Below are 26,072 nucleotides of genomic sequence, written 5' to 3' on the forward strand. Positions count from 1 at the left end.
ATGTTACGAAGTATCTCGTAATAAATGAAATGAAAGACATTCAATCTAACAGGCAGGTGCTTTTAAATACATTAGAAAAAGCAACTTTGTTCTTTCCTATTGTTGAGCCAATTCTTAGAGAGCAGGGAGTACCTGATGACTTCAAGTTTTTAGTTAATTATCATAAATATCAGTCATCTGTTGAAAAAAACGGTATTTCTGAGGCAGGTGTCTTTTGGTGTTTAGACAGACAAAAAGCAGAAGAAGTTGATTTGCTGATGAACGCTCAAATTGACGAACGAAAACATCTGATAAGAGCTACTCATGGAGCAGCACTTTGCTTAAAGAGAAATAATATATTGTATAATAACTGGGGTGCCACCTTGTATTCCTTAATTGCCCACAAGAAAATTGTTAATCAGTTAGAGATCAACCGCAAGTGGGCGAATACATCAGGCACAAACAACGAGTATATTGCTTTAGATAGCCCTGCTTATATGGCGCTGTTGCAATTTCTGGCCTATAAGCTTGTCATTGAAGAAGAATTTCCGGCTTTCAAGTCGCAAGCTCCTAAAATCGTATATGAATACCCGTATAGTAAGGGTAAAAGCCTGAACCGTATTTCGGCAGAGCTAAAAGTTGACCTTGCTGTATTGAATGAATATAATCCTTGGTTGCTCGTAAAAAATGTACCTGATACAGAATGTCAGGTATTGGTAGTAATACCTGCTAACCGATTCAATGAGATAAGAGTTTTAAGCGAATTATCAAAAAAATCGGGAGTACCTACCAAAGAATTAGGTTTTCCTCTTTTAAAAAGAGAAACAGGGCAGGCTGGCAATAAGGGTAAAGGCGGGATATTCTATCAGATTAATAATCTGGCTGGAATACAAGCAGAAATGTGCGACAATGCTGTAACACTTGCCTATAAAGCCGATATTCCGATTAAGAAATTTGTAGAGTATAACGATATTAAAGAAAACGACCTGTTGCAGATAGGGCAGGTATATTATTTAGAGAGTAAGAGTGCCAGAGCGAGTGTCCCATTTCATGTAGTAAGAAACGGAGAAACTTTATGGAGTATCTCCCAGACTTACGGAGTTAAATTAGAAAATCTGTTAAAAAATAACAGATTTGAAACTGTACAACGATTACAAAGGGGTAGAATTATCTGGTTGCAATCTGTCAGGCCAAAGAACAAGCCGGTGGAATATATTAATATGCCGGACGAACTGGAAGCTATAGACGAGATGGTAAGAGCCGAGAGCGATCCGGAACTCAATGAGGATTTGTTTAATAATACCCCAATGAAAGTTGATACGATTGTATTGGTTGATAAAGAGAAAACAGCCATTAAAGAGAGCACAAGTGTAAAAGCTACTGGAAACGAAGTGGTTTTGGCAACTAAAGAAAAAGAATTAAATTCTTCACCTTTGACTCAGGAAATTAGGAAAGAAGAAACAAAGAACTTAAATTTGCCAAAAAGTGTTGATAGTAATAACACTTCATCTCCGGTCTTGAAAAAAGACGAAACAGAGAGTAAAACCACACCTTCAATAGCGCCTCAAAGCACTAATACCTTAAAAGATAAAACCACTGAGCAAGGAAATTTTTTTTACCATACGGTCAGGAAAGATGATACTTTATTCAGAATTTCAGTCAACTACAATGTAACATTGGACGATTTAAGAAGATTAAATAATTTGTCCAGCAATATTGTGAAGATAGGCGTAGTACTGAAAATTAAACAATTGTAATAGTATAGATTCACTCAATAGCTCAGATTAGCCTCTGCCACTGGCGGGGGCTAATTTTTTTTAGATGTCTTTTACACAACGAAAACCCACATGCATCAGGCTTGTTTCAGGGGTGGTAAAAGACCGTCCTGATACACGGTAGCCATGACACCACGATGGCTCGCACAAAAAAGACCCGCCTCTTTGTACCTTTTCTTTTTTATCGTTGTTTTCTCTTTCAATGCCTGTTATTAAATCAGCATAGTTGGTTTTCCAATCCTCGCACCATTCCCATACATTGCCACACATATCATAAATACCTAAAGGAGATTGAGTAAATGAGGCTACCGGGGCAGCAAAATGAAATCCATCAAGCGTTTTATCAAAGTTCGGGAAAGTGCCATTCCAGGTATTGGCCAGATATTTACCGTTAGCTACCAGTTCATTGCCGAAGGGGTAAATAAGTTTGGAATTAATGCCATTTCTTGCGGCATGTTCCCATTCAATTTCGTAGGGTAATCTTTTTCCTGCCCATTGTGCATAGGCTTTGGCATCATTCCACGATACCTGTGTAACCGGGAAGTTATCAGGAGCTTTGGGGGCGTTTTTACCATACGGATATTCCCAGTTAGCCCCTTTTTCCAATACCCATTGTTTGGTTTGTTCATTCAGAATGCCACCATCACCAAATTCTTCTGCCTGGGTTTTGTAATTTGTAGCTAAAACAAATTTTCTGAAATCGCCTACGGTTACTTCATGAGCATCTATCAGAAAAGGCTTTACCTGAGTCCAGAAAGTAGGTTTTTCCCAATCTACCCCATCAATAGCACCAATTTGTGTAACCCCGCCTGGCACATAGACCATGTCAGCCGGAAGATTCTGTGGCGGAGTATTAACCACTGATTTTTCAACAGGCTCTGATTGATAGATAGTAATATTCTCTGCAAATTGATATGAATCAACTTTTTTTTCACACGAAAACATCAACAAACAGAGTACAATTACAGGATACTTCATGCCGGAGAAAAAGAAAATTTAAGTAGTTAAAGCCGCTTTGGGTGCTTTTATAACAGGAACCCGCTTATAATTTAAGGCAAATCGGGCCACAAAAATAATGGCTGTCCAGCGCTGATAATCGTAAGGCATACCCATTGTAAAGTTCTGTATTACCGTAACCAGAAATACATAAGCCGTAAATAAGGTAAAGTTACAGGTAGGGTTAAAGATTTCTTTAAATACCCAGATGAGTAATATAATGTGAATGAGCGTAAAAACTACAAAACCAATAATCCCTAAATCGTTGAGCGTCTGAAAAATAGGGGAGTCTATGTATTTATGGTGATAACCGTTGCCAAAAATTACGGTCAGCCAATCACCGTCTTCAAGTCTTTCGTTAATACTCTTAAATAAATTGGTAATGTTGGTTACACGGGTAGAGGCTGAATCGTCACCTGCCAGTTTTACGGTTGAAGCAGTTTTTGTATCTGTCAAAGACGTTACAATCCGCTCAATACGGTCTGTAATGATACTTGATACATTGATAAAGTACTCGTTAAATCTTGTATGTTCCCATAGGTAATAAATACCACCACAAGCTAAAAAGAAAAGGAGTATGCCCTGCCACCCAAACACCCACTTCAGACCCTTATAAATATTGTGCGCATTAATGTTTGTAAGGTAATAGAAAAAGAAAAATAAGCCGGTGATAAGTATGATGGCCATTGCTTGGCAAAGGGCAACTACCAATAGTAAAAGCAGAACACTACCTATATAAAATAAACGCCATAATAACCGTTTTTCATCTTTCAGCAAGATGATGCCCGCTACAACGCCACAATAAGCACTTTTGGCATAAATGTGGGGGTTTCCCATTGATGATACGGCATCGTCGCCTCCAAAACTAATAGAAGCCCGCATACCAATTACATATAGTGGGTTACGAAGTATGTAATAGAGCAAACTTAAACCGCCAATGAGACAGATAATGAGTGAAAACAGGAGGAAATTATTTTTGAGAGTATTAATTGAAGTTCCCGCAAAAATAAACATCGATAATAAAATCAATGCCTGATATACTGCCTCAACAGTAGTATTGGTAAACCAGCCCCGGTTGGGTGCATAAGTGGCCAAGTAGAATATAGCAATAATTGAATAGGCTATGCAAAGTAAATAGCCTAAAGTATTGGTCTGATATAGTTTTTTGATGGTAAGCGGAAAAGCTAATAACAGGCTGCCAATGGTTAAAACAGCCGTAAAAGCAGTGCTGTTGGGCGCTAATTTTAGCCCATCTCTCAGGAAATAGATAATAGGAGCCCCAAAAAAGAAAAAACTCAATCCCAGACTCTGCCTATATTTTAATAATTTATTGAGTAATAAGTCTATGTAGATTATCATCTTTATTTTTTTTACAAATATACTTTACCTCAGCTTAATTGTCATTTATTATCAGCTAATTTTCTATTATAAGGCCAAAATTTCGTAATTTTGAGCCAGTGTTATTAAAAGAAAAAATCGGCAGCGAATGAGGATACTTATCATTCATCAATACCTTTGGTCTCATTATAAAGGCAAAATTTATTCAGAACTCCAGAAAATTGTTAATACGCATAAAAATGATGAATTATTAGTTCTTCAGACTTCTTTAAACGAAATTACAAGGGCTAATTTAGGGCCGGTTGACAGAAGCATTCATCAATATAACTATCAGGTATTAGTAGACGACTATTACGAGAATATACCTAATACGACAAGAGCCCGAAAAATGTTGTATTGGGTACGCAAATTCAAGCCAGATGTGGTCAATGTCTCAGGTTATTATGAGCCTGCCATGAATATGGTTATATTTTATTGCCGGATGGTTGGCATTAAAGTGATTATTTCTGTTGATTCTACCGAAGAAGATAAACCGAATATCTGGTGGAAAGAAACCATTAAACGTTTTGTTGTAAACCGAGCTCAGGGTTTTTTCTGCTATGGTTCTAAAGCAAGTGAGTATATGCTTAAATTCGGTGCAAAACCTGAGCAGATTCTGTTAGAAAATAATGCCGTTGATAATGAGAAAATTGCCTCTATTTATCAGGAGGCTTACCCAAACAGAGACAATGAAAAGCAAAAGTTTGCTTTAAGACCTTATAATTTTATCTATACAGGTCGGTTAATGGCCATTAAGAATGTTAAAAATTTAGTAATTGCCTTTTCAAAGGTTAAAAATAAAGATTGGGGATTAATTATCTTAGGAGATGGGGCTGAGGGAGAAAATTTAAGAAATTATGTGGCCGATAACCAAATTGAAGGTGTAAAATTCATAGAAGGGCAAGCCTGGTATAATGTACCTAAGTTTATGGCTATTGGTGATGTGTTTGTACTACCAAGCTACTCAGAACCCTGGGGATTGGTGGTAAACGAAGCTATGGTGTGTGGCATGCCCGTTGTTGTGTCAAATAAATGTGGTTCCTCACACGATTTGGTGAAAAATGGTGAAAATGGTTATACTTTTAACCCATACGATACCGAAGAACTGGCTCAAATCTTGTTGAAATTTGTAAACGAGCCTCAGAAAATTAATAGTTTTGGTGATGTTTCTAAAGAAGTAATAAAAAAATACTCGCCCGGGCAAGTTGCTCAGGAGATGTATAGTGGTTTTAAAAAAGTATTGTATGAACATAAATAGAACTAACAATTTTGATTTGATAAGATTAATGGCTGCTTTTCAGGTATTAATCTGGCATGGTGCTGAACATTTGAATATTTTTGATGCGAATGACCCTTTCCTGTCAATACTTTTTCATTTTCCGGGCGTACCTATCTTCTTTACTATCAGTGGCTTTTTAATCAGTCATTCTTTAGAACGGAATAATTTTAATCTGAAAAAATATTTCAGAAACCGGGCTTTACGTATATATCCTGCCTTGTGGATGTGTACTATTCTCACGGGTCTATTATTGATTTATTTTATTCAACCTATCGTCATTAAAGATTTGTTTATCTGGTTTGTAGCGCAGATTACCTTTTTGCAGTTTTATGTGCCGACCTCTTTAAAGGCCTGGGGAGCAGGGCATCCGAATGGGAGTTTGTGGAGTGTGGCGGTTGAATTACAGTTTTATCTGATTTTGCCCATACTTTTATATTTTATCAACCAACCTAAAAGGCTACTGCATAAAAATATAAGAATTGCTGTCTTGTTTGTATTAGCTGTTCTGACTACTTACTTTATTAACACCAGTTCATGGATTCATGCCCACGAACTTTTGTCAAAGGTTTTGGGCAATACCGTATTCTACTATCTGTATTTTTTTCTGACCGGTATAGCTATTTATAAGAATTTCCGGTGGATTGAAAAATATTTAAAAGGAAAGGTATTTATTTGGTTATTGATATATGCAGCTTATGTACTACTATTTCAAACATGGCTGAAACTCTATATAGACCCTTATACGGTTTCTATATTGGGTATTATAGCTAATACTTTATTATCCTTATTAACCCTTTCGTTTGCCTTTTCGTTTGTTAACCTGAGTAAGAACCTCCTGCAGGAAAACGATATTTCTTACGGCATCTATATTTATCATTTGCCGGTTATTAATATCATGATTAGTCTGCGTTTCTTTGGTAGTATCTGGGATTTGATAGTAATGGCTATGGCAGTAACAATTATTGCCTACACCTCATGGAAACTCATTGAACAAAGGGCGCTAAGGGCAAAATTCTGATTAAGGAACAATGTTTTCTCTTTGTAGTGTCTGATAAAGATATTCTGCCGCAAGTGCATGGCCTTTCTGATTCCAATGGAAATCAACGGGTAAATAATAGGTTTCTATTGGATTCTTTGCACGCATCAATTCTTCTCTGAATGTAAAGAATTTAATTTGGTTTTGCGAACAATAGTTATTCAAAGCATTTTCTACCCCTATGGTGCCTGATTTCTGGTATTCCTCAATGGAAGAGTGGGCAGGTATATAATAGACCAGAAAATTCACACCTTCTTTTTTAGTAGCAGCCTGTAAAGCAGAAAGATATTTATAAGTATGGTAGAGTGGCTCGTTTGTGTCTATTTGAGTGGTTGGCTTTGGAGGTGCTACCGTATTCTTATCCTGTTTCGGAGCTTTATCTGTTTCTTTCTGCGCTATTCCGGTTTCTGGTTTTTGGGTATTACTTACAGAATCAGCATTAGCCTGACTGGCTTTGTTGGCATCACTCACCCTTTTATTCCACAGCAGACCAATATTATAGCGAATAAGCCCAAACAATTGAGAGTTTGAAGATAACCAGTTGTAGAGTTTATTTTCGACTAATTTGTTTTTCTTCAGGGCATTTACTGTAGCGTAAGAATTTTGTTCATTGACAATAATAGAATCATTGTCAATATGGAAATAAGCATTCGCTTTATTATCATTGATGTCATTATCAAAATAAAAATAAATAACTGTTTTCGGAGCTAATTCTTTTCCTCTTACCTGAAAAAACTTCAGCGCATAATCTGTACCTGCCCCTGACACTCCGGCATTCAGCACAGCAATCGAGTCTTTATTGATTTTCTTTTCTAAAATACTGGCAAATGTTTCTTTATCATTTACCCCCCAGCCATAGGTGAAAGAATCGCCGAGACATAGAATTTTGTTGGAGTATTTTTTATAATCGGCCACCTGTCGGGTATCTCGCATACCAAGGTCGTTGTTCTGGTATTCATAATAATACACGTCCGGATGGTCTTTGAAGCCTTTCTGATTAGGAACAGGTATCATACCTCCTAATTTTTCATCATAAAAAAACTGAACAGGGGAAGTAACCTGAGGATAGAATACCCTGATTGCAAATTCACCAATAAGTAGCGCAACAGATATACTAATAATAAAAGTCAGTATGAGTGGAAAAACTTTTTTAATCAACTTAGACATTGAAATAATTTTTGCAATTTTGTGTACTTTTCGCAAAGATAAAAATTTTGCTGAGGGGAAACTAATGAAATATCAGTATAAAGTATGAATTGGATAAAACCTCTCACCATTGTTGAATACGTTTTCATTGGCCTGTTTCTTTTAATATATATTGTATATTTCATACGAACTTACCTGATAGCCAAGCGTTTAGGTACTACTTCACGTTCGGTAGTAATCAAGTTTTTTATCAGAACGGGCTATTTAGGATTGTGTATCATTGGTTTATTGGGACCAAGTTTTGGGGTAAGCGAAATTGAAGCACAGGCAACAGGTAAAGATGTGTATTTTGCTTTTGATGTGTCAAGGTCGATGGATGCCATAGATATTGAGCCAACAAGATTAGAAAAAGTAAAGTTTGAGTTAATCAAAAACCTGAATGCACTAAAGTCTGATAGAGTGGGAATTGTGGTTTTTTCCCAAAGTGCGTATATCCATATACCCCTTACGTATGATAAAGATGCCCTGAAACTATTTATTCAGAAATTAAGCAGCGACTTGTTTACAGAATCGGGTACAGACCTCAATACTGCGCTCAAACTGATTCAGGGCAAGTATAACTCGGCTAATGCTAACAGTCATAGAGCCAAGGTAATTGTGATGGTAAGCGATGGTGAAGACTTCGGACAATTAGCCTCTGAGGTTATTCTGGATTTGAGAAAAAACCGGGTAAGTTTTCTGGTTTTAGGCGTGGGTACACCACAAGGAGGTAAAATTAAAGAGGGAAATGGCTTTAAAAAGGATAAGAAAGGAAATGAAATTGTTTCGAAATTAGATGCCGATTACCTGAAGCAACTTGCTAAAGTTCTGAATGGAAAGTACTTTCAACTATCCAATCAGGTTAATGATGTGTCGGCTATTTTAAAGGAGGTTTCACAATTGGAAAACAACTGGGTTGATACACGAAAAATGACCGTTGCCAATAATAAGTACTTCTATTTTGTTTTTCTGGGGTTGATTTTAATGATTATTGATATATTGATAACCATTCGTACAATTAAGCTATAGCTCATAAGTGCTTTAATTTTTATTAATGAATACCTGGTTCTTTTATATTATTCTGCTATTTCTCAATTTCCGTTCGCTTACCAATGTTTCTGAACGGAACAGACTGAAAATTGAAGCCGGAACAGCTTTTATGAAAAAGAACTATGCACTGGCCAGAGATAAATATCAGAATTTGGCCAATGTATCTTTTAACTTGGAACCCGAGGCAAGACTGAATATGGCTCATGCGTATTTTTATACCAAAGATACCACAAGAGCGCTGATGGAGTATAAAAGATTGCTGAAAGTAAGCGATGAGCAGATTTTTACAGGGGCTTTAATTCAGATAGCCGTGATTAATGCCATGCAGAAAGACAGTATAACAGCCATGCAATTGTTTAAAGAGGCATTACAGAAAAATCCTGATAACCAGACGGCTCGTTATAATTTTGAATTATTAAAAAAGCGATTGCCCGATAACAATCCACCACCTCCACCTCAGAGCCAGGAAAATGCTTCTCAAAATGCAGAAACCCGACAATCAGAAGAGAAGAAAGATGAATTACAATCGACAGACCCTGAGAAAATGAGCAGAGAAAAAGCATTGCAGCTATTAGATGCTATGAAAAGTAATGAGCTACAATATACTCCCCGGCGTAAGGCCACTAATGCAAAGAATAGTAAAATTGAAAAAGACTGGTAAGGTCGCATAAGATTTAAATAATCATTTTAATAAGTATGAAAAAAAATTCTGTAGTAAAGGAAACGCATTTCAATTTCGAGGGTCAGACAGGTTTTTATCGTGGAAAAGTTCGTGATGTTTATGATTTTAATGATAAAGTAGTGATGATAGCCTCTGATAGAATCTCAGCATTTGATGTGATTTTACCAAGACCTATTCCGTGTAAAGGACAGGTATTAAATCAGATAGCCTCTAAATTTCTGAATGCCACTAAAGATATAGTTCCTAACTGGCTTTTAGCAACACCAGACCCTAACGTATCAGTAGGCATTAAATGCGAAACCTTTCCTGTTGAAATGGTAGTAAGGGGTTATCTGGTAGGTCATAGCTGGCGTACTTATAAAAGTGGTCTGAGAACACTCTGCGGTGTTAAACTACCTGAAGGTATGGTTGAGAATCAGAAGTTTCCTACGCCAATCATCACACCTTCAACCAAAGCGCATGAAGGGCATGATGAAGATATATCTCGTGAAGAAATCATCAGCAGAGGGTTAGTTGCAGAAGAGAAGTATGCACAACTTGAAAAATATGCTTTAGCACTTTTTGAAAAGGGTACACAGATGGCAGCCGAAAAAGGTTTGATATTGGCTGATACAAAATACGAATTTGGAGAAAATGAGGGAACCATCTATCTGATAGATGAAATTCATACACCGGATTCTTCAAGGTATTTTTATGCTGATGGCTATGAAGAAAACCTTTCTAAAGGCTTGCCTCAAAAGCAATTATCTAAGGAGTTTGTAAGGGAATGGCTGATTGCCAATAATTTTCAAGGGAAAGATGGACAGGTAGTCCCTGAAATGACCGATGAAAAAGTAGAAGAAATTTCAAAACGTTACATCGAACTTTATGAAAAAGTAACCGGAGAAATCTTTGAACCGTCAAATAGTGAAGATATTATTCAGAGAATAGAAGATAACATAAAAAATTATCTGAAAGCCTGAACTGACAAGGTATTAAACAAATTGAGCCACACCTAAGGTGCGGCTCAATATTTTCTCTGAAGATAAAATCATATACCAATATAAGCCGGAGAAATCATGGATACAGATTTTGCTTCCAATAATGATTCTCCCATCAAATATTCATCAACTTTTCTGGCACATTCACGGCCTTCTGAAATGGCCCAAACTACCAGAGATTGTCCACGACGCACATCGCCTGCGGCAAAGATTTTAGATTTATTGGTCTGATATTCCAACGCTTTTACATTCTTTCTTTCATCAACCTCAATTTCTAATTGTTGCAATAAATCCTGTTGAGGATTTGTGAAACCTGCCGCAATTAAAGCTAATTCGCAAGGAATTTCTCTTTCGTTCATCTCTACCCTTGTACCATTAAACATGGCTGCTTCTGAAATTAAAATCCCTTTCAGATTGCCATCAGCATCACCAATATATTCTTTTACATTGATACTGAACAAACGCTCGCAACCCTCTTCGTGCGAAGTAGAGGTACGCTTGGTTAAAGGCCAGTTAGGCCATGGAGTAGTTTCTGCTCTGAATTTATAATATGGTTGTTTTTTATCGTCGATACTTGGTTCAGGCATTACCTCAACTTGTGTAATACTTTTAGCTCCTTGACGATTTGATGTACCCACACAGTCAGAACCTGTGTCGCCACCACCGATTACCATTACATTTTTTCCTGTAGCTAATAACTCACCGTTGGCATAAGCCTCGCCTTTGTGGTCAGTAATGCGGTCAATATTGGCTACACGCTTATTTTGTTGGCTCAGAAACTCCATAGCCGGATAAATGCCTTTGAGTTCTTTGCCCTTGATGTCTATCATTCTTGGAATAGTTGAACCACCAGCCAATACAATAGCATCAAAATCACGTACCAAATCACCAGCTTTTATATTTTCTCCGACATTGGCATTAGTCTTGAAAAGAATGCCTTCTTCCTGCATGACGGCTACTCTACGTTTGACAACCGATTTATCTAACTTAAAGTCAGGAATACCGTATCTTAATAGACCACCCACTTCGTCGGCTCTTTCAAAAACGGTAACCCAATGGCCCGCTTTATTTAATTGTGACGCAGCTGCTAATCCTGCCGGACCGGAACCTACTACTGCTACTTTTTTGCCTGTTCTTTTGCTTGGAATATTAGGTTTTACCCAGCCGTTTTCGTAGGCTTTTTCAATGATTGATTTCTCAATGTATTCGATAGCTACCGGAGGTTTATTGATACCCAAAACGCAAGAGGCTTCGCAAGGAGCAGGGCATATTCTACCCGTAAATTCAGGGAAATTATTGGTAGAACTCAATATCTGATAAGCATACTCCCAGTTTTCTTCCCATACCGCGTCATTGAACTCCGGAATAATATTGCCAAGAGGGCAACCATTATGACAAAACGGAACCCCACAGTCCATGCAGCGTGCAGCTTGTTCACGTGTTTGCTGGGTATCATAACTGGTTTCTACCTCATTATAATCTTTTTTTCTTTCGAGTACATCACGTTTTAAAGACGGCTGACGTTCAAACTCTAAAAAACCACTTGGTTTTCCCATTTCTTTATTATGATTTTGTGTATATCTTTAGGTTGTTTAAGTTAAGACAAGATAAAACACAAGGCTTTATCTTGTCAGAATGGCAGCGTTTACGCTAAAACTTTTTCAAGCTCTGCTTTCTTTTTTCTTTCAAGCAATACACGTTTGTAATCGGTTGGAATTACCTTTACGAATTTAGAAACTTCAGTTTCAAAATCTGATAAGATAACCTGTGCAACACTACTATCCGTTACAGCCTGATGCTTTTCTATAAAGGCTTTAAGCATTTCGGCATCTTCTTGGTCTGGTTTTTCTAAACCAACCATTTCTTTGTTGCATTTCGATTCAAAATCGCCATCGACGTCGTAGATATATGCAATACCACCACTCATACCGGCCGCAAAATTTCTTCCGGTTTTCCCTAAAATAATAGCCAGACCTCCTGTCATATATTCGCAACCGTGGTCGCCTACACCTTCCACTACTACTCTGGCACCTGAATTTCTTACACAGAAACGCTCACCTGCCAGCCCTCTGATATAGGCTTCACCAGACGTTGCGCCATAAAAAGCCACGTTACCGATTACCATATTTTCTTCGGCCTTAAACTTCGCTTTTCTGTCAGGATATACAATCAGTTCAGCACCACACAGGCCTTTACCGAAGTAGTCATTTGAGTCGCCTTCCAATTCTAATTTTAAGCCTTTTGTAGAGAATGCGCCAAATGATTGTCCTGATGTACCTCTGTATTTAAAATGGATAGTACCATAAGGCAACCCTTCTCCTTTATGAATCTTGGAGATTTCGTTGGAAGTCATCGTTCCGATGCTTCTGTTCAGGTTATTGACAGTATATTCTGCGGTTACTTCCTGTTTATTATTAATAGCAGGTTGGGCATCTTTTATCATTTGCCAGTCAAGCACATTAGCAATACCGTGGTCTTGTTCTTCCTGTTTGTACTGGGCTACATCAAGCGTAGTTGGTTCTTTGTAAAGAATACCGCTTAAATCGATTTTTTTGTATTTCCAATGCGATAAATCATCACGTTTTTCAAGGAACTGAACCTGTCCAATCATTTCGTTAATCGTACGGAAGCCTAATTCTGCCATGATTTCACGCATTTCTCTGGCCAGATAGGTAAACATATTTACCACGTGTTCCGGTTTACCGCTAAACATGGCACGTAATTCTTTATTCTGGGTAGCTACACCAACCGGGCAGGTGTTCAGATGGCATTTACGCATCATGATACATCCTACAGAAACCAGAGCAGCAGTGGCTACACCAAACTCTTCGGCACCTAATAACGCTGCAATCACAAGGTCTTTACCTGTACGTATCTGACCGTCAGCCTGAACCACAACTCTTCCACGAAGTTTGTTTTTAACTAATGTCTGGTGTGTTTCAGCTAATCCAAGTTCCCAGGGTAAACCAGCATGTCTGATAGAAGAAAGCGGAGAAGCTCCAGTACCTCCATCATGTCCCGCAATCAGAATTACATCAGAGTGTGCTTTAGCTACACCTGTAGCAATTGTACCAACCCCTGCTTCAGATACTAATTTTACCGAAATACGGGCATCACGGTTTGAGTTTTTCAGGTCATAGATTAATTGAGCCAAATCCTCAATCGAATAGATGTCATGGTGAGGAGGAGGGGAGATTAACCCTACACCCGGAGTACTGTGTCGAACACGACCAATCCAATCATCTACTTTATGACCTGGTAACTGACCACCCTCGCCGGGTTTAGCTCCCTGAGCCATTTTTATTTGTAATTCTTTCGCATTGCTCAGGTAATAACTGGTTACGCCGAAACGACCCGAAGCCACCTGTTTGATGCTTGAACTTAAATTATCACCATTTTTATCTAATTCGTAACGGATTTCATCTTCACCACCCTCACCTGAATTCGAGCGTCCACCGATTCGGTTCATGGCTATTGCCAATGTGGTATGCGCTTCCCACGAAATCGAGCCGAATGACATAGCACCTGTGGCAAAGCGTTTGAAGATACTTTCAACAGGTTCTACTTCTTCTAACGGAATTGGATTACCTTTCTTGAAACGCAGTAAACCTCTGATGGTTAAAGCATCTGTACTCTGGTCATTAATCAGTTTAGAGTATTGTTTGAAAATCGAATAGCCTTTTTCTAAATCTTTTTCACCAACTCTGCCTGATTGTTGCAATAAATGGATGCTTTGCGGATTAAACATATGGCGTTCGCCACGTTGTTTCCATTGATATACACCGCCTACCTCTAATCTTTGCACAGAAATCTGTGGCACATCAGGATAAGCTACTTTGTGGCGTACAATAGCTTCTTTGGCGATTTCTGCAATACCCATTCCACCAATACGAGAGATGGTTCCGGTAAAATATTTATCAATCACCTGTTTATTCAAACCAATACATTCAAAAATCTGGGCACCCTGGTATGATTGCAAGGTTGAGATACCCATTTTAGAGAATATCTTCAATAATTCTTTATTTACCGCCTTAATATAATTTTTATATAAGGTATAATCTTCGAATGTACCTTCAATCAATCCTTTTTTATTCATCCACGAAATGGTCTCAAATGCCATGTAAGGACAAATAGCCGAACAACCATAGCCGATTAATGTGGCAAAATGGTGTGTTTCCCATATATCACCTGCTTCAACCACAATTCCTGCTCTTCCTCTGATACCTTTTTTAATCAGGTGGTGATGAATAGCTGCGGTAGCCAATAGCGAAGGAATAGGCGCATGGTCTGAATCGATGGCTCTGTCTGAGAGAATCAGAATTTCAAACCCGTCAACGATGGCATCTTCGGCATATCTGCAAATTCTATCCAAGGCAAACTCTAATGCTTTTCCGGTATCAGGGGCTTTGGCATTAAAATAAGTGTTGATTGTTTTAGCCTGAAAGCCTTTATAATCAACAAAACGTAGTTTATCAAATTCTTCAACGGTTAATACCGGTTGTTCTAATTCAAACAAACGACAATGCAAAGGCGACTCTGTCAGAATATTTTCGTTTGAACCTACAAACGAAATTAACGACATGATAGCACGCTCTCTGATGGAGTCGATAGGAGGGTTGGTTACCTGCGCAAATAACTGTTTGAAATAATACGAAAGGTGCTGGCTCTGGTCTGATAAAATAGCCAACGGGGTATCTACACCCATTGACCCGACTGCCTCCTGGCCTGTTTGTGCCATAGGTGCCAGAATCATTCTTAAATCTTCAGAAGTAAAACCAAAAGTAACCTGTCTTTTCAATAAAGATTCTTCGCTGTAATTCTGGTACGGGCGTATAGATTTTGGTAATTCTGAAGTTTTAATTTTGTACTCATCTAACCAGTCCTGATAAGGTTGACGTGAACAAATGTCAGCTTTTACTTCTTCATCTGGTATAATTCTGCCTTGCTCCATGTCCACAATGAACATTTTGCCTGGTTGGAGGCGACCTTTTGATACCACTTTTGCCTGGTCAATATCTAACACACCAGCCTCAGATGCCATTACTACCGTATCATCATCTAATACCCAATAGCGTGAAGGACGTAAGCCGTTTCTGTCAAGGGTAGCACCTACCATTTTTCCATCGGTAAATGAAATAGATGCTGGACCGTCCCAGGGTTCCATAATGGCCGCATGGTATTCATAAAAGGCTTTACGAACAGGATCCATATGATCGTTGCCATCCCATGCTTCGGGCACGAGCATCATCATTACATGAGGCAATGAACGGCCTGAAAGGTATAGTAGTTCAATTACATTATCTAATTGCGCAGAGTCAGAGTTACCAGCATCACAGATAGGAAGAATCATATCCATTTCTTCCTTGGTGAAAAACTCTGACACAAAAGATTTCTCTCCGGCTCTAATCCAGTTCACATTTCCTTTTACAGTATTGATTTCGCCGTTGTGCGCAATAAAGCGGAAAGGCTGTGCCAGTTTCCATGATGGGAAAGTATTGGTTGAGAAACGGGAGTGGATTACTGCAAAGGCAGAGGTTACTGATTCATTCCATAAATCAGGGAAGTAATATTTTAACTGTTCGGTAGTTAATTGCCCTTTGTATGAAATGGTGCGGCAAGAAAGCGATGAAAAATAAAAATGCTCTTTTGCTCCCGCTACCGATTCACGTATAATACGTGAGGCATACTGACGTAAAATGTATAACTTTCTTTCAAAATCTATTTCTTCGGTAATATCAGAGGGGCGTTTGATAAAGACCTGTTCAACATGTGGCTCAACCGAGCCAGAGCCTTCACCTAAACAATCTCCTTTGGTTGGTACAACTCTGTAGCCTAACAGTTGTAAACCAATATGCTCTATTTTTCGGTTAAGTATTTCTCTGCACTCTTCTCTTTCGGTTTCATTCATCGGAAAGAAAATCATACCCACGCCATACTCACCGCTTGAAGGTAACTGGAAATTCAATTTATTACATTCATCTAAAAAGAATTCATGGGGTATCTGCAATAAAATACCTGCACCATCACCGGTATTCGGGTCGCAACCACAAGCACCACGGTGATCCATGCGCTCAAGCATTTTTATAGCATCGGCAACAATCCCATGAGATCTTCTACCTTTTAGATGGGCTCTGAAGCCAATACCACAGGCATCATGCTCGAATTCCGAACGATAGAGACCTTGTTCCATTGCTTGTTCTGTATCAGTCATCGTGCGATAAAATTTATAGGGTTTTAAATTGTACTCTGATTAGATAATTTGTGATTTAATCGTGAAGTTTATTGCCTAATAATCTTCTGAATTGTTATATATATTAAGTATATACAGCAATTGAAATGCAATATAATACCAAATTTATTTGGCATAACAACTTTGAAACCAAATTTTATTTAATCGTCTTAAAATACTTGTTTTTGCAATAGTTGTTATGAGAATAATGCAATAACCAATAAGGTCAATAAATTATCTACGGAAAATTAACAGACGAATATAGCGAATTTTCGCTTAAAAAACAGCTTTTTGAGCGTTTTTTAAGCCATTTAGGTTAGTTTAACAAAAAGATAATGCAGCAGTCGGGCTAAAAATTTTCTTACTCCCCATAACATACTTTAAAGTTAATGAATTTATGGTCTATACGTTTACACCAACTGAAATTTTAATACAACTAAGTTAAAAATATTTCGTTCAGCCTATGACATTAAAATAGAATAAATTGTTTGTGAAATCGGGATATTTTGATTTTGTATTTTTTTAAGAAATATAGTACTTTTTTTAGATTTATCTTAGGAGTATTCTAAGAAAATTTGATTCAGGTAAAACAAAAAATCTGAGCAGATGTTACCAGGAAATTGTACTTTTTTTATTCGCCGTTTAATAAAGAAATTAATAAGTGCTTGATAATCAACCTATTAATTTGTATCTTTGCACTCCACATATCGAAATAATACATGAAACAACTGCAACGCATGTTTCTGGCCGGGTTTCTGGTCAGCTTTATGTCTGTTACTTCACAAGCAGCATCCTTTGAAAAGTACTTCGTAAAACTCATCAGATTTGAAGGCAAGGGATTCGGAATTAATCAGGAAATATGGGGCAAAAAAAACTTCACAAAAGCCGAGGCATTTAAAATCCATAAAAAATACTATTGGAATAAATACCACGGCGACTTATTTAGAAGTCAGGAGGTTGCTGAAACCCTTATTGACCATATTATTAATGCAGGCGAAGGCAGAAACAGTGTAAACATTCGGGCTTTTGAGGCTGTCATCGGTGTTCCACAAGATGGTAAACTCTCAAAAGAAGATGTGCAAGTCGCTAATTCGTTCGTACAATGTGAGTATGTAGTTAACCCTTATGTTAACTATCGTTTACATTTCTACGGGTCAAGAAAAAACGCCAAAAAATACCCTGGCTGGACGATTAGAGCGAGAACCTTTGGCATATTCGATGAAGACAACAATATGTTGGCTGATTTCTTAGTCTTGCCCGACATATTGATTGGTAAATCTCCGGAAGAAGAACTGGAAGAACCAACTGAAGAACTTGCCGCAAAGGTTGATTGACATCTTCATCAATTAATTATTCACATTTTAGTAAATCCCCTCAAAATTAGTATGATTTTTGAGGGGATTTTTATTGCCAGATATTTTGCTCTAAAAACAATTTTACACAATCGTAATCGTTTCTAAAAAGTCAGGTTAAAAACATTTTATTTGTAAATTCTAAAATCTCTCTCTATTGCTATACACTCTACCCAAAAATTAACATTTTCTGATTAAGCGGTATAATTTTTGCTCTTAAGTCTATACTGAGCTATTTAGTTGAATTAATTTAAACATTCCCATGAATCCCAAAAAGGTAATCTTTACTTTATTGGCAATTACTTGCCTATCTTTTGTCTGCGTGATTTTTATTAACAATGGTGCATCTTTTAATAAGTATGCGCCAAAGTTGCTACGTTTTGAAGGTGATGGTTATGGTATTCACAAGCCTATCTGGGGCGATAAAATGTTTACCAAAGAAGAAGCACTGTATATTCACCGACATTATTATTGGAACCGGTATTTAGGTAATCATTTTAAAGACCAGACAGTTGCAGAAGTGTTTATAGACCATCTGATAAATGCAGGTGAAGGGGAAAAAAAGAGAAATGTAAAAGCGTTTGAGAAAATTATCGGCGCTGAAGAAAATGGTATTTTATCACTTGCTGACGTTGCACTGGCCAATTCGTTTGAAAAACCGGAGGACATTGTAAACCCTTATGTAGATTATCGTTTAAGGTATTACAGAACAAGAAAAGATGCTAAAAAGAACAGAGGCTGGTTTAAAAGAGCAAAATCATTTTATATTGAACCAGAACCAGAGGTTGAGCCAGAAGAAAATGTAATGGAAGATTATATTGTTTTGCCAAAGGCGAAGTAATTTTTGATTGATTTTTTTGAAATAAAAATGGGAGCAAATCAGGGTTGATGCGATTCAACCATTTGCTCTATTTGCTTTTTTCCAATAGGTTTTATCAGAAAATCAGCTACGGTTTTGTATTTCTTAGCTTTATTGTGGTCGTGGGTGTCAATAGAAGAACTTACGATGTAAAGAGAAATCTTTTTATCAAGGTTAATTTTCTCAAACTCATCTAAAAACTGCCATCCGTCCATTACGGGCATATTCAGGTCTAAAAGAATGATGTCTGGGAGAGATTCAGGATTTTTTCTGGCAACAGCTAATTGATTGATGGCTTCTTTGCCATTCGGAAAGATTTCTATATTTGCAAAAGAATCAACTGTACCCATAATTCTCTGTAAAACATAGGTCAGAATCTTGTCATCGTCTATAATCCAGGCTGTATTTATTTTATTCATCGTTTGAGCCTTCTACCAAAAGTTTATGGGTTAATAATCGTTATAAAATCAGATGCCGGATGAAAATTTACTGACGTTTACCGCTTTTATTGATTTTTGATATATACCTTAAAGGTAGTACCCTTATCAACTTCACTTTCTACTTCAATTTTTCCTCCCATTGCTTCAATCTGATTTTTGATAATAAACAGGCCAAGTCCTCTGGCATCTTTGTTTGTATGGAAAGTTTTGTACATGCCAAAGAGTTTTTGACCATGTAAATTCAAATCAATTCCTATGCCATTGTCTTCAATTTGCAGAATTATATATTTTTCACTATCCTGAGTTCGGATATATATAACCGGATTTCTATCCGGATGACGATATTTTATAGCATTGGTAAGCAGGTTGAGCAATACACTTTCTATGTATTCGGGACTATAATTGATATAAGTATTTAGTGGAACATCTGTATGTATAATGGCAGATGATTCGATAATTAAACCGGAAATACTCACTAATATTTTTTCAATTTCATTAAAAAGATTAATCTTTTTTACCTGTTGATTAAGGTTCGTCTGTATCTGCAATACCTCGTTCAGGTAATGAATTGTTTCCTGTAAATCATTGGCAATGGTAAGTAAAAACTCTGTTAATTCCTTTTTCTTCAGTTCATCGGTTTCTTCTAACAATAAATTTAACAGCATCTGGAAATTGCCAATGTGAGACCTCAGGTTATGGGAAGTAATATGAGTAAAATTTATCAGGCGTTTGTTTTGCTCGCTTACCAGATCCAAGGTGTTTTTTAATTCCTGCTCACTGTTTTTTCTATGAGTAATATCTGCATGCGTACCTAACATCAGAATTGGTTTTCCGTCAAACGACCAGTCAATTACTTTCCCTTTATCATTTACCCAAACCCAATCGCCATTTTTATGTTTCATGCGGTATTCACATTCATAATATTCTGTCTGGCGTGAAAAACACTTTTCTAAAGCAATATTTGACATCTCCAAATCATCGGGGTGTACCAAATCATTCCATATTTGTTTGCTAATTGGTTTTAATTCTTCTAAAGTGTAGCCTACGATGCCCGCCCAGCGTTCGTTATAAATAATCACATTCTCCTGAATATGCCATTCCCATGTTCCGATATTGGTTCCTTCAATGGTCTGAAACAGCCTTTGTTGCTCTCTTTGCAATTCTTCTGATGCTTTTTTCCGTTCAGTTATGTCGTTGAGCTGAGAGATAAAATACAGAGGTTCCCCTTCGTTGTTCCAGACCAGAGAGACCGTCAGATGCACCCAGACAATATACCCTTTTTTATGAAAATACCTTTTCTGCATTTCGTAATTGTCAATCTCTTTACTAAGCATCTGATTGACCAATGCTAAATCTTTATCTAAATCATTGGGATGAGTTAAATCCTGAAAAGTCAATCCCATCAATTCTTCCTCAGAGTATCCGGTTATTTTACACAACTGCTCGTTGACTTTAATCCAATTGCCCGCCGTAGATACGAGCGCCATGCCGATAGGCGCAAATTCGAAAGCTTTCTGAAATTTTTCTTCGTTGAGTTGAACTGTTTCTAAAAGCGTTTGATGGGTAGTAATATCCTGAAAGGTACCATAAATCAGTACACATTCGCCATTTTCAAAATCGGCCTGCGCACTACTTTCAACCCATTTAGTATTGCCTTTGGGAGTCAAAATTTCAAATCTTTCTACAAATGAATCTCCGGTTGTGATTAGATTCTGAGTTAAAGTCGTTATTCGCTCCCGATACTTAGGAACGGCATAAAAATTAATGGCCGAATCAAGGTCGGGGAAGTAGTTATCTTTGATTTCATAAATGGACTTGGTAACAAAATCCCATTCCAGCAGTCCGGTTTTCAGATTCAGTTCCCATATCCCTATAGTGGGTAGCAAGTTTGCCCTATTGTATTTCATTAAACAAAAAAAATAGAATAAATCACTCAAATAAGTAACCAGAAACAATCAACAAGCCTGTAAAAGAGTATAATATTTTTTAGTTTTTGGGATAACACATTAGTGCTTTCAATAAACAGATAATATGCTGGGAGGGAACAATATTGATTATCAAAACGATAATAAAATGCTTAACTTATAATCACGTAGCTTTGTTGCGTGCCCAAAGATATTGATTTTTATTTTACAAATACTATATATACGTAAATAGTTAAAAATTTCTATGGTTTTTAAATCAGGTAAATTGCGCACAAAATACCTGTTAATTTATTTCTTTTTTGCACTCTGATTCACCAATAACAGCACCCCTTTAGATTTTATCCATTCTTTTAACAGAGTGCCGGGAGTGATACCCACCGGATGATTGCCTAAAACAATATCTTCGTCTCCATCTCCATCAATATCTCCGGTATCCATCACTAACCACCTGCCATAATTTTTGATATTTAGTACCTTTGGCGTAAATCCTTGCGTGTTGTTTTCAAAAAAAACAAAGTCTTTAGGCGTCTTTTCAAAGTAGTCAACAAAAAAAGCAATGGTAGCAAGGTCGAGGTCGCCATCTAAATCAAAATCTTTTGCTACCGCTTTGTAAGCCCCGTTCATCTGATAGAAATAGGTTTGTTTAAATGCGTTTTTGCCCTGATTACTAAAGATATATAGCCCATGATACGGCTTTAGCTCGACACTGTAATCAGAATTATCTCCGGCTGTATAGAGAATATCCAACAACCCGTCTTTATTCATATCGACCAGATCGAAACTCGATGAGCCATAGACAGGAGGGAAACGTAGGAGGGTAGTAGCGGTAAATTGCAGATTCCCCTTATTTTTATACCAGACAATGCGCTCATCGCCTTGCCCAAAAAGTGTAATTAAATCTAATTTTCCATCTTTATCAAAATCGATGGGAATGGTTTTGATAGCGCCCGGACTATTTTCAATGATATATTTTTCAAATCCTCCTTTTTGTTTCTTCCAGACTGACAATGAACCTTTTAGCACACCAAACTCATTAATTACTAATTCTTCATCGGAGTTTTCATCCAGATTAACAGATAAAGTCTGGGTAGGTCGGTAAAGACTAGTTAAAAGAATTTCATTTTTATCTGGAGAAATAGTTTTAATGTATCCGTGATGTTTGAGTGACGGGTCTATTGAAGTACCCATATAAGTGAACAAAACCGCATTATTTTTTAGTAACTGAATATCACTAATGGCTACATGATTCGGAATTTGTCTGACAGCATTGCCATCTTTATCTAATACCCATACCTCCTGATTAATTTCATCAGCCGCATAGACCATGTGTTTAGCTGTATCTATTTTGATACAGGTAATATTAGGCATTTTTTGTGAGTAAGGCATACGTGTTACCCCTTTAAATAACTTACCATCTCCTGTGGTAATACTGCTTAAAGGAAAATTTAAACTGTAAGGTGCTTTAGATACATAATAACTTTTGAGTCGCTCCCAGTCATCTTCCGAAACTAAAGGCTTTGATGGGATACTATTCTGTAAAATAAGGTCAATTTTTGTTTGTTTTTTTATTTCACTGTTTACACCCATCAGAAGACCCATTTTAGGCAATACTTTTTCCCAGTTATTTTTATCAAGCATATTGGGAGTAGGAGAGAGGTGACAACTGCCGCAATGTTTTTCTGCTAAAGCAAGATCAGCCTGGGTGTCTTCTTTTTTGCTACAAGCATTTTGTATAAGTAGAAGTAGTGCGAATGCAGTGAAAATCTTATAAGTCATAGTTGAATGATTTGTTTGCCCTAATTAACATAGAATTTTTTACAAAAAAAAGACAGCAAAATCTGCTGTCCATTTTTACCGAACCCTAAACTAATTCAAAGTCTCAAGTTTGGTTGATGAATATTTTTGTAATGGCAATTACTCTACAAATCCCACACCTACAGTACTGTTAGACATTTCGTCAATCAGAATAAAAGCACCGTTGGTTGGATTTTCATTGTACTTATCGGCATAAATCGGACTGGCCGTTTTAATAGAAATCCAGCCGATTTCATTCAGTTTCAGACCGCCCTCGTGCGATGGCTCGTTATTTAAGGTCATATTTTTAATATCAATCATCGAGTTAAGGCTGGTTACCTTAGCTTTCACCCGATTAATACCATGTTGCAGTAAATAAGTTTTGCCTATTTTCAAGGCGTGGCTATCTAACCAGCACACTTTAGCTTCTAATTCTTTTTTTGCTTCCGGTTGTTGACCAACCTTTACAATCATATTACCTCTGCTTATGTCTATGTCGTTTTCGAGTGTAATTACCACTGACTCACGGGCGTGTGCAATTTCAAGATTTTTACCAAATTTTTCAATCGTTTTTATCTTGCTTATTTGTCCACTCGGTAAGGCTTCTACCAAATCACCTACCAGAAAACTGCCGCTGGCTATTTTGCCTGCATAGCCTCGGTAGTCGTGAAATTCTTCGGTTTTCGGTCTTATCACTACTTGTACAGGAAAACGGGCAGGAAGGTGTGAAATAGGGTTGACCTGATTATCAAGTTCTTCTAACGTTTCTAAAAGCGAATTACCTTCATACCACGGAGTTTCTTCTGATTTTTTTACCAGATTTTCGCCATATAAAGAAGAAATCGGGATAAACTCAATTTTTTGTCCTTCAAAACTTACCTGTTCGGCCAGTTTAGAGAAGTCATTTCTTATTTCCTCAAAACGTTCCTGGCTATAATTAACCAAATCCATTTTATTTACAGCCACAATAATATTCTTTACACGAAGCATAGAAGAAATATAAAAGTGGCGCTTGGTTTGCTCAACTACGCCATTGCGGGCATCAATCAGAATAATAGAAACGGAGGTGTTTGAAGCCCCCGTAACCATGTTTCGTGTGTACTCAAAATGTCCGGGTGTGTCTGCGATGATGTATTTACGCTTGGGAGTACTAAAATAGATATGAGCCACATCTATCGTAATTCCCTGTTCACGTTCGGCAATCAAGCCATCTGTTAAAAGAGATAAATCTAAAAAGTTAAGTCCTTTACGCTTTGAAGCTGCTTCTAAAGCTTCAATTTTATCGCCGGTAATAGAGTTCGTTTCATAAAGCAAACGCCCGATAAGGGTACTTTTACCATCATCTACCGAGCCTGCTGTTGCTATTCTAAGTATATCCATTATAATATTTTCAAAAACTATTCGCTAATTCGCTATTCACTCATCCACAATTAATCGCTCATTCGCCATCATTAAAAATACCCTGCTTGTTTGCGTTTCTCCATCGCTGCTTCCGAGCGTTTGTCGTCAATTCGGGCTCCTCTTTCAGAGATTTTTGCCGATAATATTTCAGAGATAACATCATCAAGGTTATCCGCTTCTGATGCCACAGCGGCAGTACAGGTCATGTCGCCCACCGTGCGGAAACGTACCTTGGTAGAATAAGGAATTTCATCTTCTGATTTATTGATAAATTCCGAATCAGCCCAAATCAATCCATCACGGTCAAATACCATCCGGTCATGCGTAAAATATATACTTGGAATACGCAATTTTTCTTCTTTGATATAATTCCATACGTCTAATTCTGTCCAGTTCGAAATGGGGAATACTCGTACGTTTTCACCGATTTCAATTTTACCATTGAGCATGTCAAACAACTCAGGTCGTTGTTTTTTGGCATTCCATTGTCCGAAATCGTCTCTTACCGAAAAGATTCTTTCTTTGGCACGTGCTTTTTCTTCGTCACGTCTGGCACCGCCTATGCAGGCATCAAACTTGAATTCTTCAATGGCATCAAGCAAGGTTACGGTTTGTGCTGCATTACGGCTGGCATATTTTCCGGTTTCTTCTTTTACTTTTCCTTGTTTGATAGAATCTTCTACATAACGCACGTGTAATTCCAAACCTAATTTGTTTACGAGCCAGTCACGATATTCAATAGTTTCAGGGAAATTGTGACCTGTGTCCACATGAAGAAGTTTAAAAGGAATTTTGCCTGGATAGAATGCTTTTTCAGCTAATCTTACCACTGTGATAGAATCTTTACCACCCGAAAACAGGATAGCTGGTTTTTCGAACTGTGAAGCAACTTCACGCAGGATATAAATCGCTTCATCTTCTAATTCACGCGGAAAAATTCCGTTAATGTCAGAAGAAGAATTAACGATTTCAGAATTGTTTAAAAAATTACTCATATTTATTGGATTTGCACTCTGATGCAAAGTTACGAAACTTGGTGTAAACCGCACTCTTTTTTTGATTCTTCCCACCACCAACGGCCGGCACGCGGGTGTTCGCCTGGTTCAATAGCACGGGTACATGGTAGGCAGCCAATACTCACAAAACCTTTTTTATGTAGTGGATTATCCGGGATTCTGTTCGCAGAAATGTAATTAAGAATCTGGTCGTAAGTCCAATGTATCAATGGGTTAAATTTCCAAACATTGTTGCCGCCATCCCATTCCCAGATTTTCATATCATTTCGGTTTTCCGATTGCTCGGCTCTCAATCCTGTTATCCATACTTCTGCACCTGCCAGTGCTCTTTTCAATGGTTCAATCTTTCTGATACCGCAACACTCTTTTCTGTTCTCAACCGACTCATAAAAACTATTAAAGCCCTTGCCTGTTACCAGTTGTTGCACGCTTTCTTTATCCGGAAAATAAGTTTCAACAGGCTGTTTGTAACGAGCCCTTGTTCTATCCATTAACTCGTATGTTTCCTGAAAAAGTCTGCCTGTATCTAAAGTGAAAACTTTGATATTTAAAGGGCTTTGAGCAATACTATTTTTAAAGATAGCATGGGTAATTACCTGGTCTTCCTGCCCGAATGAAGTTGAGAAAACCACTTTGCCCGGATATTGATTGGCTATAAAGTTGAGACCTTCTTCTAATGAAAGTTTTTCTAATGTATCTATATCGACCATTGTACGA

19 protein-coding genes are annotated in these 26,072 nt (G+C 37.5%); 8 read left to right on the forward strand and 11 right to left on the reverse strand.

Going from position 1 to position 26,072, the window contains the following annotated elements:
- Window positions 1-29 precede the first annotated feature (29 nt).
- Window positions 30-1,736 (forward strand): LysM peptidoglycan-binding domain-containing protein, encoded by a 1,707-nt coding sequence (locus tag EWM59_RS07910; RefSeq protein ID WP_165372138.1) that lies wholly within the window; start codon window positions 30-32, stop codon window positions 1,734-1,736.
- A gap of 60 nt (window positions 1,737-1,796) precedes the next feature.
- Here EWM59_RS07910 and EWM59_RS07915 read toward each other — a convergent pair whose 3' ends face one another.
- Both EWM59_RS07915 and EWM59_RS07920 read right to left on the reverse strand, forming a co-directional pair.
- On the reverse strand, window positions 1,797-2,732 hold the full coding sequence (locus EWM59_RS07915; RefSeq protein WP_130020419.1) for a formylglycine-generating enzyme family protein: 936 nt from the start codon (window positions 2,730-2,732) through the stop codon (window positions 1,797-1,799).
- A gap of 18 nt (window positions 2,733-2,750) precedes the next feature.
- Complete coding sequence (locus EWM59_RS07920; RefSeq protein ID WP_130020420.1) at window positions 2,751-4,109, reverse strand: hypothetical protein; 1,359 nt, start codon at window positions 4,107-4,109, stop codon at window positions 2,751-2,753.
- Window positions 4,110-4,236: 127 nt separating this feature from the next.
- On the opposite strand from EWM59_RS07920, the gene EWM59_RS07925 reads away from it, so the two are divergent.
- Together EWM59_RS07925 and EWM59_RS07930 are read left to right on the forward strand one after the other, a co-directional pair.
- On the forward strand, window positions 4,237-5,385 hold the full coding sequence (locus EWM59_RS07925) for a glycosyltransferase family 4 protein (protein ID WP_130020421.1): 1,149 nt from the start codon (window positions 4,237-4,239) through the stop codon (window positions 5,383-5,385).
- Window positions 5,372-6,424, forward strand: a complete 1,053-nt coding sequence (locus EWM59_RS07930) for an acyltransferase family protein (protein WP_130020422.1) — start codon at window positions 5,372-5,374, stop codon at window positions 6,422-6,424. Before EWM59_RS07925 ends, EWM59_RS07930 begins: the two co-directional genes overlap by 14 nt.
- On the opposite strand, the gene EWM59_RS07935 is transcribed toward EWM59_RS07930, so the two are convergent.
- Window positions 6,425-7,609 (reverse strand): SGNH/GDSL hydrolase family protein, encoded by a 1,185-nt coding sequence (locus EWM59_RS07935; protein ID WP_130020423.1) that lies wholly within the window; start codon window positions 7,607-7,609, stop codon window positions 6,425-6,427. It lies immediately after the preceding gene.
- An 84-nt stretch (window positions 7,610-7,693) separates the two neighbouring features.
- On the opposite strand from EWM59_RS07935, the gene EWM59_RS07940 reads away from it, so the two are divergent.
- The 3 genes from EWM59_RS07940 to EWM59_RS07950 are packed head-to-tail and all read left to right on the forward strand — an operon-like array spanning window position 7,694 to window position 10,321.
- Window positions 7,694-8,656, forward strand: a complete 963-nt coding sequence (locus EWM59_RS07940; protein WP_130020424.1) for a vWA domain-containing protein — start codon at window positions 7,694-7,696, stop codon at window positions 8,654-8,656.
- A gap of 25 nt (window positions 8,657-8,681) precedes the next feature.
- Window positions 8,682-9,338 carry a tetratricopeptide repeat protein gene (locus tag EWM59_RS07945; RefSeq protein ID WP_130020425.1) on the forward strand — a complete coding sequence of 219 codons (657 nt, stop codon included), beginning with the start codon at window positions 8,682-8,684 and terminating at the stop codon, window positions 9,336-9,338.
- A gap of 35 nt (window positions 9,339-9,373) precedes the next feature.
- Window positions 9,374-10,321 carry a phosphoribosylaminoimidazolesuccinocarboxamide synthase gene (locus EWM59_RS07950; RefSeq protein ID WP_130020426.1) on the forward strand — a complete coding sequence of 316 codons (948 nt, stop codon included), beginning with the start codon at window positions 9,374-9,376 and terminating at the stop codon, window positions 10,319-10,321.
- 68 nt (window positions 10,322-10,389) lie between these two features.
- Here the strand turns inward: EWM59_RS07950 and EWM59_RS07955 are convergent, their stop codons facing one another.
- Together EWM59_RS07955 and gltB are read right to left on the reverse strand one after the other, a co-directional pair.
- Window positions 10,390-11,895: a glutamate synthase subunit beta gene (locus EWM59_RS07955; RefSeq protein ID WP_130020427.1), complete on the reverse strand. Its 1,506-nt coding sequence runs from the start codon at window positions 11,893-11,895 to the stop codon at window positions 10,390-10,392.
- Window positions 11,896-11,984: 89 nt separating this feature from the next.
- Entirely contained in the window at window positions 11,985-16,550 is a 4,566-nt protein-coding gene (gltB, locus tag EWM59_RS07960) for a glutamate synthase large subunit (protein WP_130020428.1), read from the reverse strand.
- A gap of 737 nt (window positions 16,551-17,287) precedes the next feature.
- Between gltB and EWM59_RS07965 the strand changes: the two genes are divergently transcribed.
- Window positions 17,288-17,902: a glycosyl hydrolase 108 family protein gene (locus EWM59_RS07965; RefSeq protein WP_130020429.1), complete on the forward strand. Its 615-nt coding sequence runs from the start codon at window positions 17,288-17,290 to the stop codon at window positions 17,900-17,902.
- A 280-nt stretch (window positions 17,903-18,182) separates the two neighbouring features.
- Entirely contained in the window at window positions 18,183-18,761 is a 579-nt protein-coding gene (locus EWM59_RS07970; protein WP_130020430.1) for a lysozyme family protein, read from the forward strand.
- Window positions 18,762-18,799: 38 nt separating this feature from the next.
- On the opposite strand, the gene EWM59_RS07975 is transcribed toward EWM59_RS07970, so the two are convergent.
- From EWM59_RS07975 to EWM59_RS08000, 6 genes are all read right to left on the reverse strand, one after another.
- A complete protein-coding gene (locus EWM59_RS07975; protein WP_130020431.1) occupies window positions 18,800-19,198 on the reverse strand; it encodes a response regulator in 399 nt (132 codons plus the stop codon).
- Window positions 19,199-19,284: 86 nt separating this feature from the next.
- Window positions 19,285-21,105 (reverse strand): sensor histidine kinase, encoded by a 1,821-nt coding sequence (locus EWM59_RS07980; RefSeq protein WP_207219956.1) that lies wholly within the window; start codon window positions 21,103-21,105, stop codon window positions 19,285-19,287.
- A 327-nt stretch (window positions 21,106-21,432) separates the two neighbouring features.
- Window positions 21,433-22,920, reverse strand: a complete 1,488-nt coding sequence (locus tag EWM59_RS07985; protein WP_130020433.1) for an FG-GAP repeat domain-containing protein — start codon at window positions 22,918-22,920, stop codon at window positions 21,433-21,435.
- 138 nt (window positions 22,921-23,058) lie between these two features.
- The gene (locus EWM59_RS07990; RefSeq protein ID WP_130020434.1) at window positions 23,059-24,318 is read right to left on the reverse strand and encodes a sulfate adenylyltransferase subunit 1; all 1,260 of its coding nucleotides are present in this window, start codon (window positions 24,316-24,318) and stop codon (window positions 23,059-23,061) included.
- Window positions 24,319-24,389: 71 nt separating this feature from the next.
- Window positions 24,390-25,334: a sulfate adenylyltransferase subunit CysD gene (gene cysD / locus EWM59_RS07995; protein ID WP_229239312.1), complete on the reverse strand. Its 945-nt coding sequence runs from the start codon at window positions 25,332-25,334 to the stop codon at window positions 24,390-24,392.
- 29 nt (window positions 25,335-25,363) lie between these two features.
- A complete protein-coding gene (locus tag EWM59_RS08000) occupies window positions 25,364-26,065 on the reverse strand; it encodes a phosphoadenylyl-sulfate reductase (protein ID WP_130020435.1) in 702 nt (233 codons plus the stop codon).
- Window positions 26,066-26,072 lie beyond the last annotated feature (7 nt).

Source organism: Emticicia agri, assembly GCF_004168285.1.
Classification (GTDB): Bacteria; Bacteroidota; Bacteroidia; order Cytophagales; family Spirosomataceae; genus Emticicia; species Emticicia agri.

Bases quoted from the DNA above. Each gene is read 5' to 3' on its own strand.
- EWM59_RS08000 (WP_130020435.1), bottom strand. From the start codon at position 26,065: ATGGTCGATATAGATACATTAGAAAAACTTTCATTAGAAGAAGGTCTC.
- EWM59_RS07965 (WP_130020429.1), top strand. From the start codon at position 17,288: ATGAAACAACTGCAACGCATGTTTCTGGCCGGGTTTCTGGTCAGCTTT.
- EWM59_RS07940 (WP_130020424.1), top strand. From the start codon at position 7,694: ATGAATTGGATAAAACCTCTCACCATTGTTGAATACGTTTTCATTGGC.
- EWM59_RS07930 (WP_130020422.1), top strand. From the start codon at position 5,372: ATGAACATAAATAGAACTAACAATTTTGATTTGATAAGATTAATGGCT.
- EWM59_RS07915 (WP_130020419.1), bottom strand. From the start codon at position 2,732: ATGAAGTATCCTGTAATTGTACTCTGTTTGTTGATGTTTTCGTGTGAA.
- EWM59_RS07910 (WP_165372138.1), top strand. From the start codon at position 30: ATGAAAGACATTCAATCTAACAGGCAGGTGCTTTTAAATACATTAGAA.
- EWM59_RS07990 (WP_130020434.1), bottom strand. From the start codon at position 24,318: ATGGATATACTTAGAATAGCAACAGCAGGCTCGGTAGATGATGGTAAA.
- EWM59_RS07970 (WP_130020430.1), top strand. From the start codon at position 18,183: ATGAATCCCAAAAAGGTAATCTTTACTTTATTGGCAATTACTTGCCTA.
- EWM59_RS07975 (WP_130020431.1), bottom strand. From the start codon at position 19,198: ATGAATAAAATAAATACAGCCTGGATTATAGACGATGACAAGATTCTG.
- gltB (WP_130020428.1), bottom strand. From the start codon at position 16,550: ATGACTGATACAGAACAAGCAATGGAACAAGGTCTCTATCGTTCGGAA.
- EWM59_RS07950 (WP_130020426.1), top strand. From the start codon at position 9,374: ATGAAAAAAAATTCTGTAGTAAAGGAAACGCATTTCAATTTCGAGGGT.
- EWM59_RS07925 (WP_130020421.1), top strand. From the start codon at position 4,237: ATGAGGATACTTATCATTCATCAATACCTTTGGTCTCATTATAAAGGC.
- EWM59_RS07945 (WP_130020425.1), top strand. From the start codon at position 8,682: ATGAATACCTGGTTCTTTTATATTATTCTGCTATTTCTCAATTTCCGT.
- EWM59_RS07955 (WP_130020427.1), bottom strand. From the start codon at position 11,895: ATGGGAAAACCAAGTGGTTTTTTAGAGTTTGAACGTCAGCCGTCTTTA.
- EWM59_RS07985 (WP_130020433.1), bottom strand. From the start codon at position 22,920: ATGACTTATAAGATTTTCACTGCATTCGCACTACTTCTACTTATACAA.
- cysD (WP_229239312.1), bottom strand. From the start codon at position 25,334: ATGAGTAATTTTTTAAACAATTCTGAAATCGTTAATTCTTCTTCTGAC.
- EWM59_RS07935 (WP_130020423.1), bottom strand. From the start codon at position 7,609: ATGTCTAAGTTGATTAAAAAAGTTTTTCCACTCATACTGACTTTTATT.
- EWM59_RS07920 (WP_130020420.1), bottom strand. From the start codon at position 4,109: ATGATAATCTACATAGACTTATTACTCAATAAATTATTAAAATATAGG.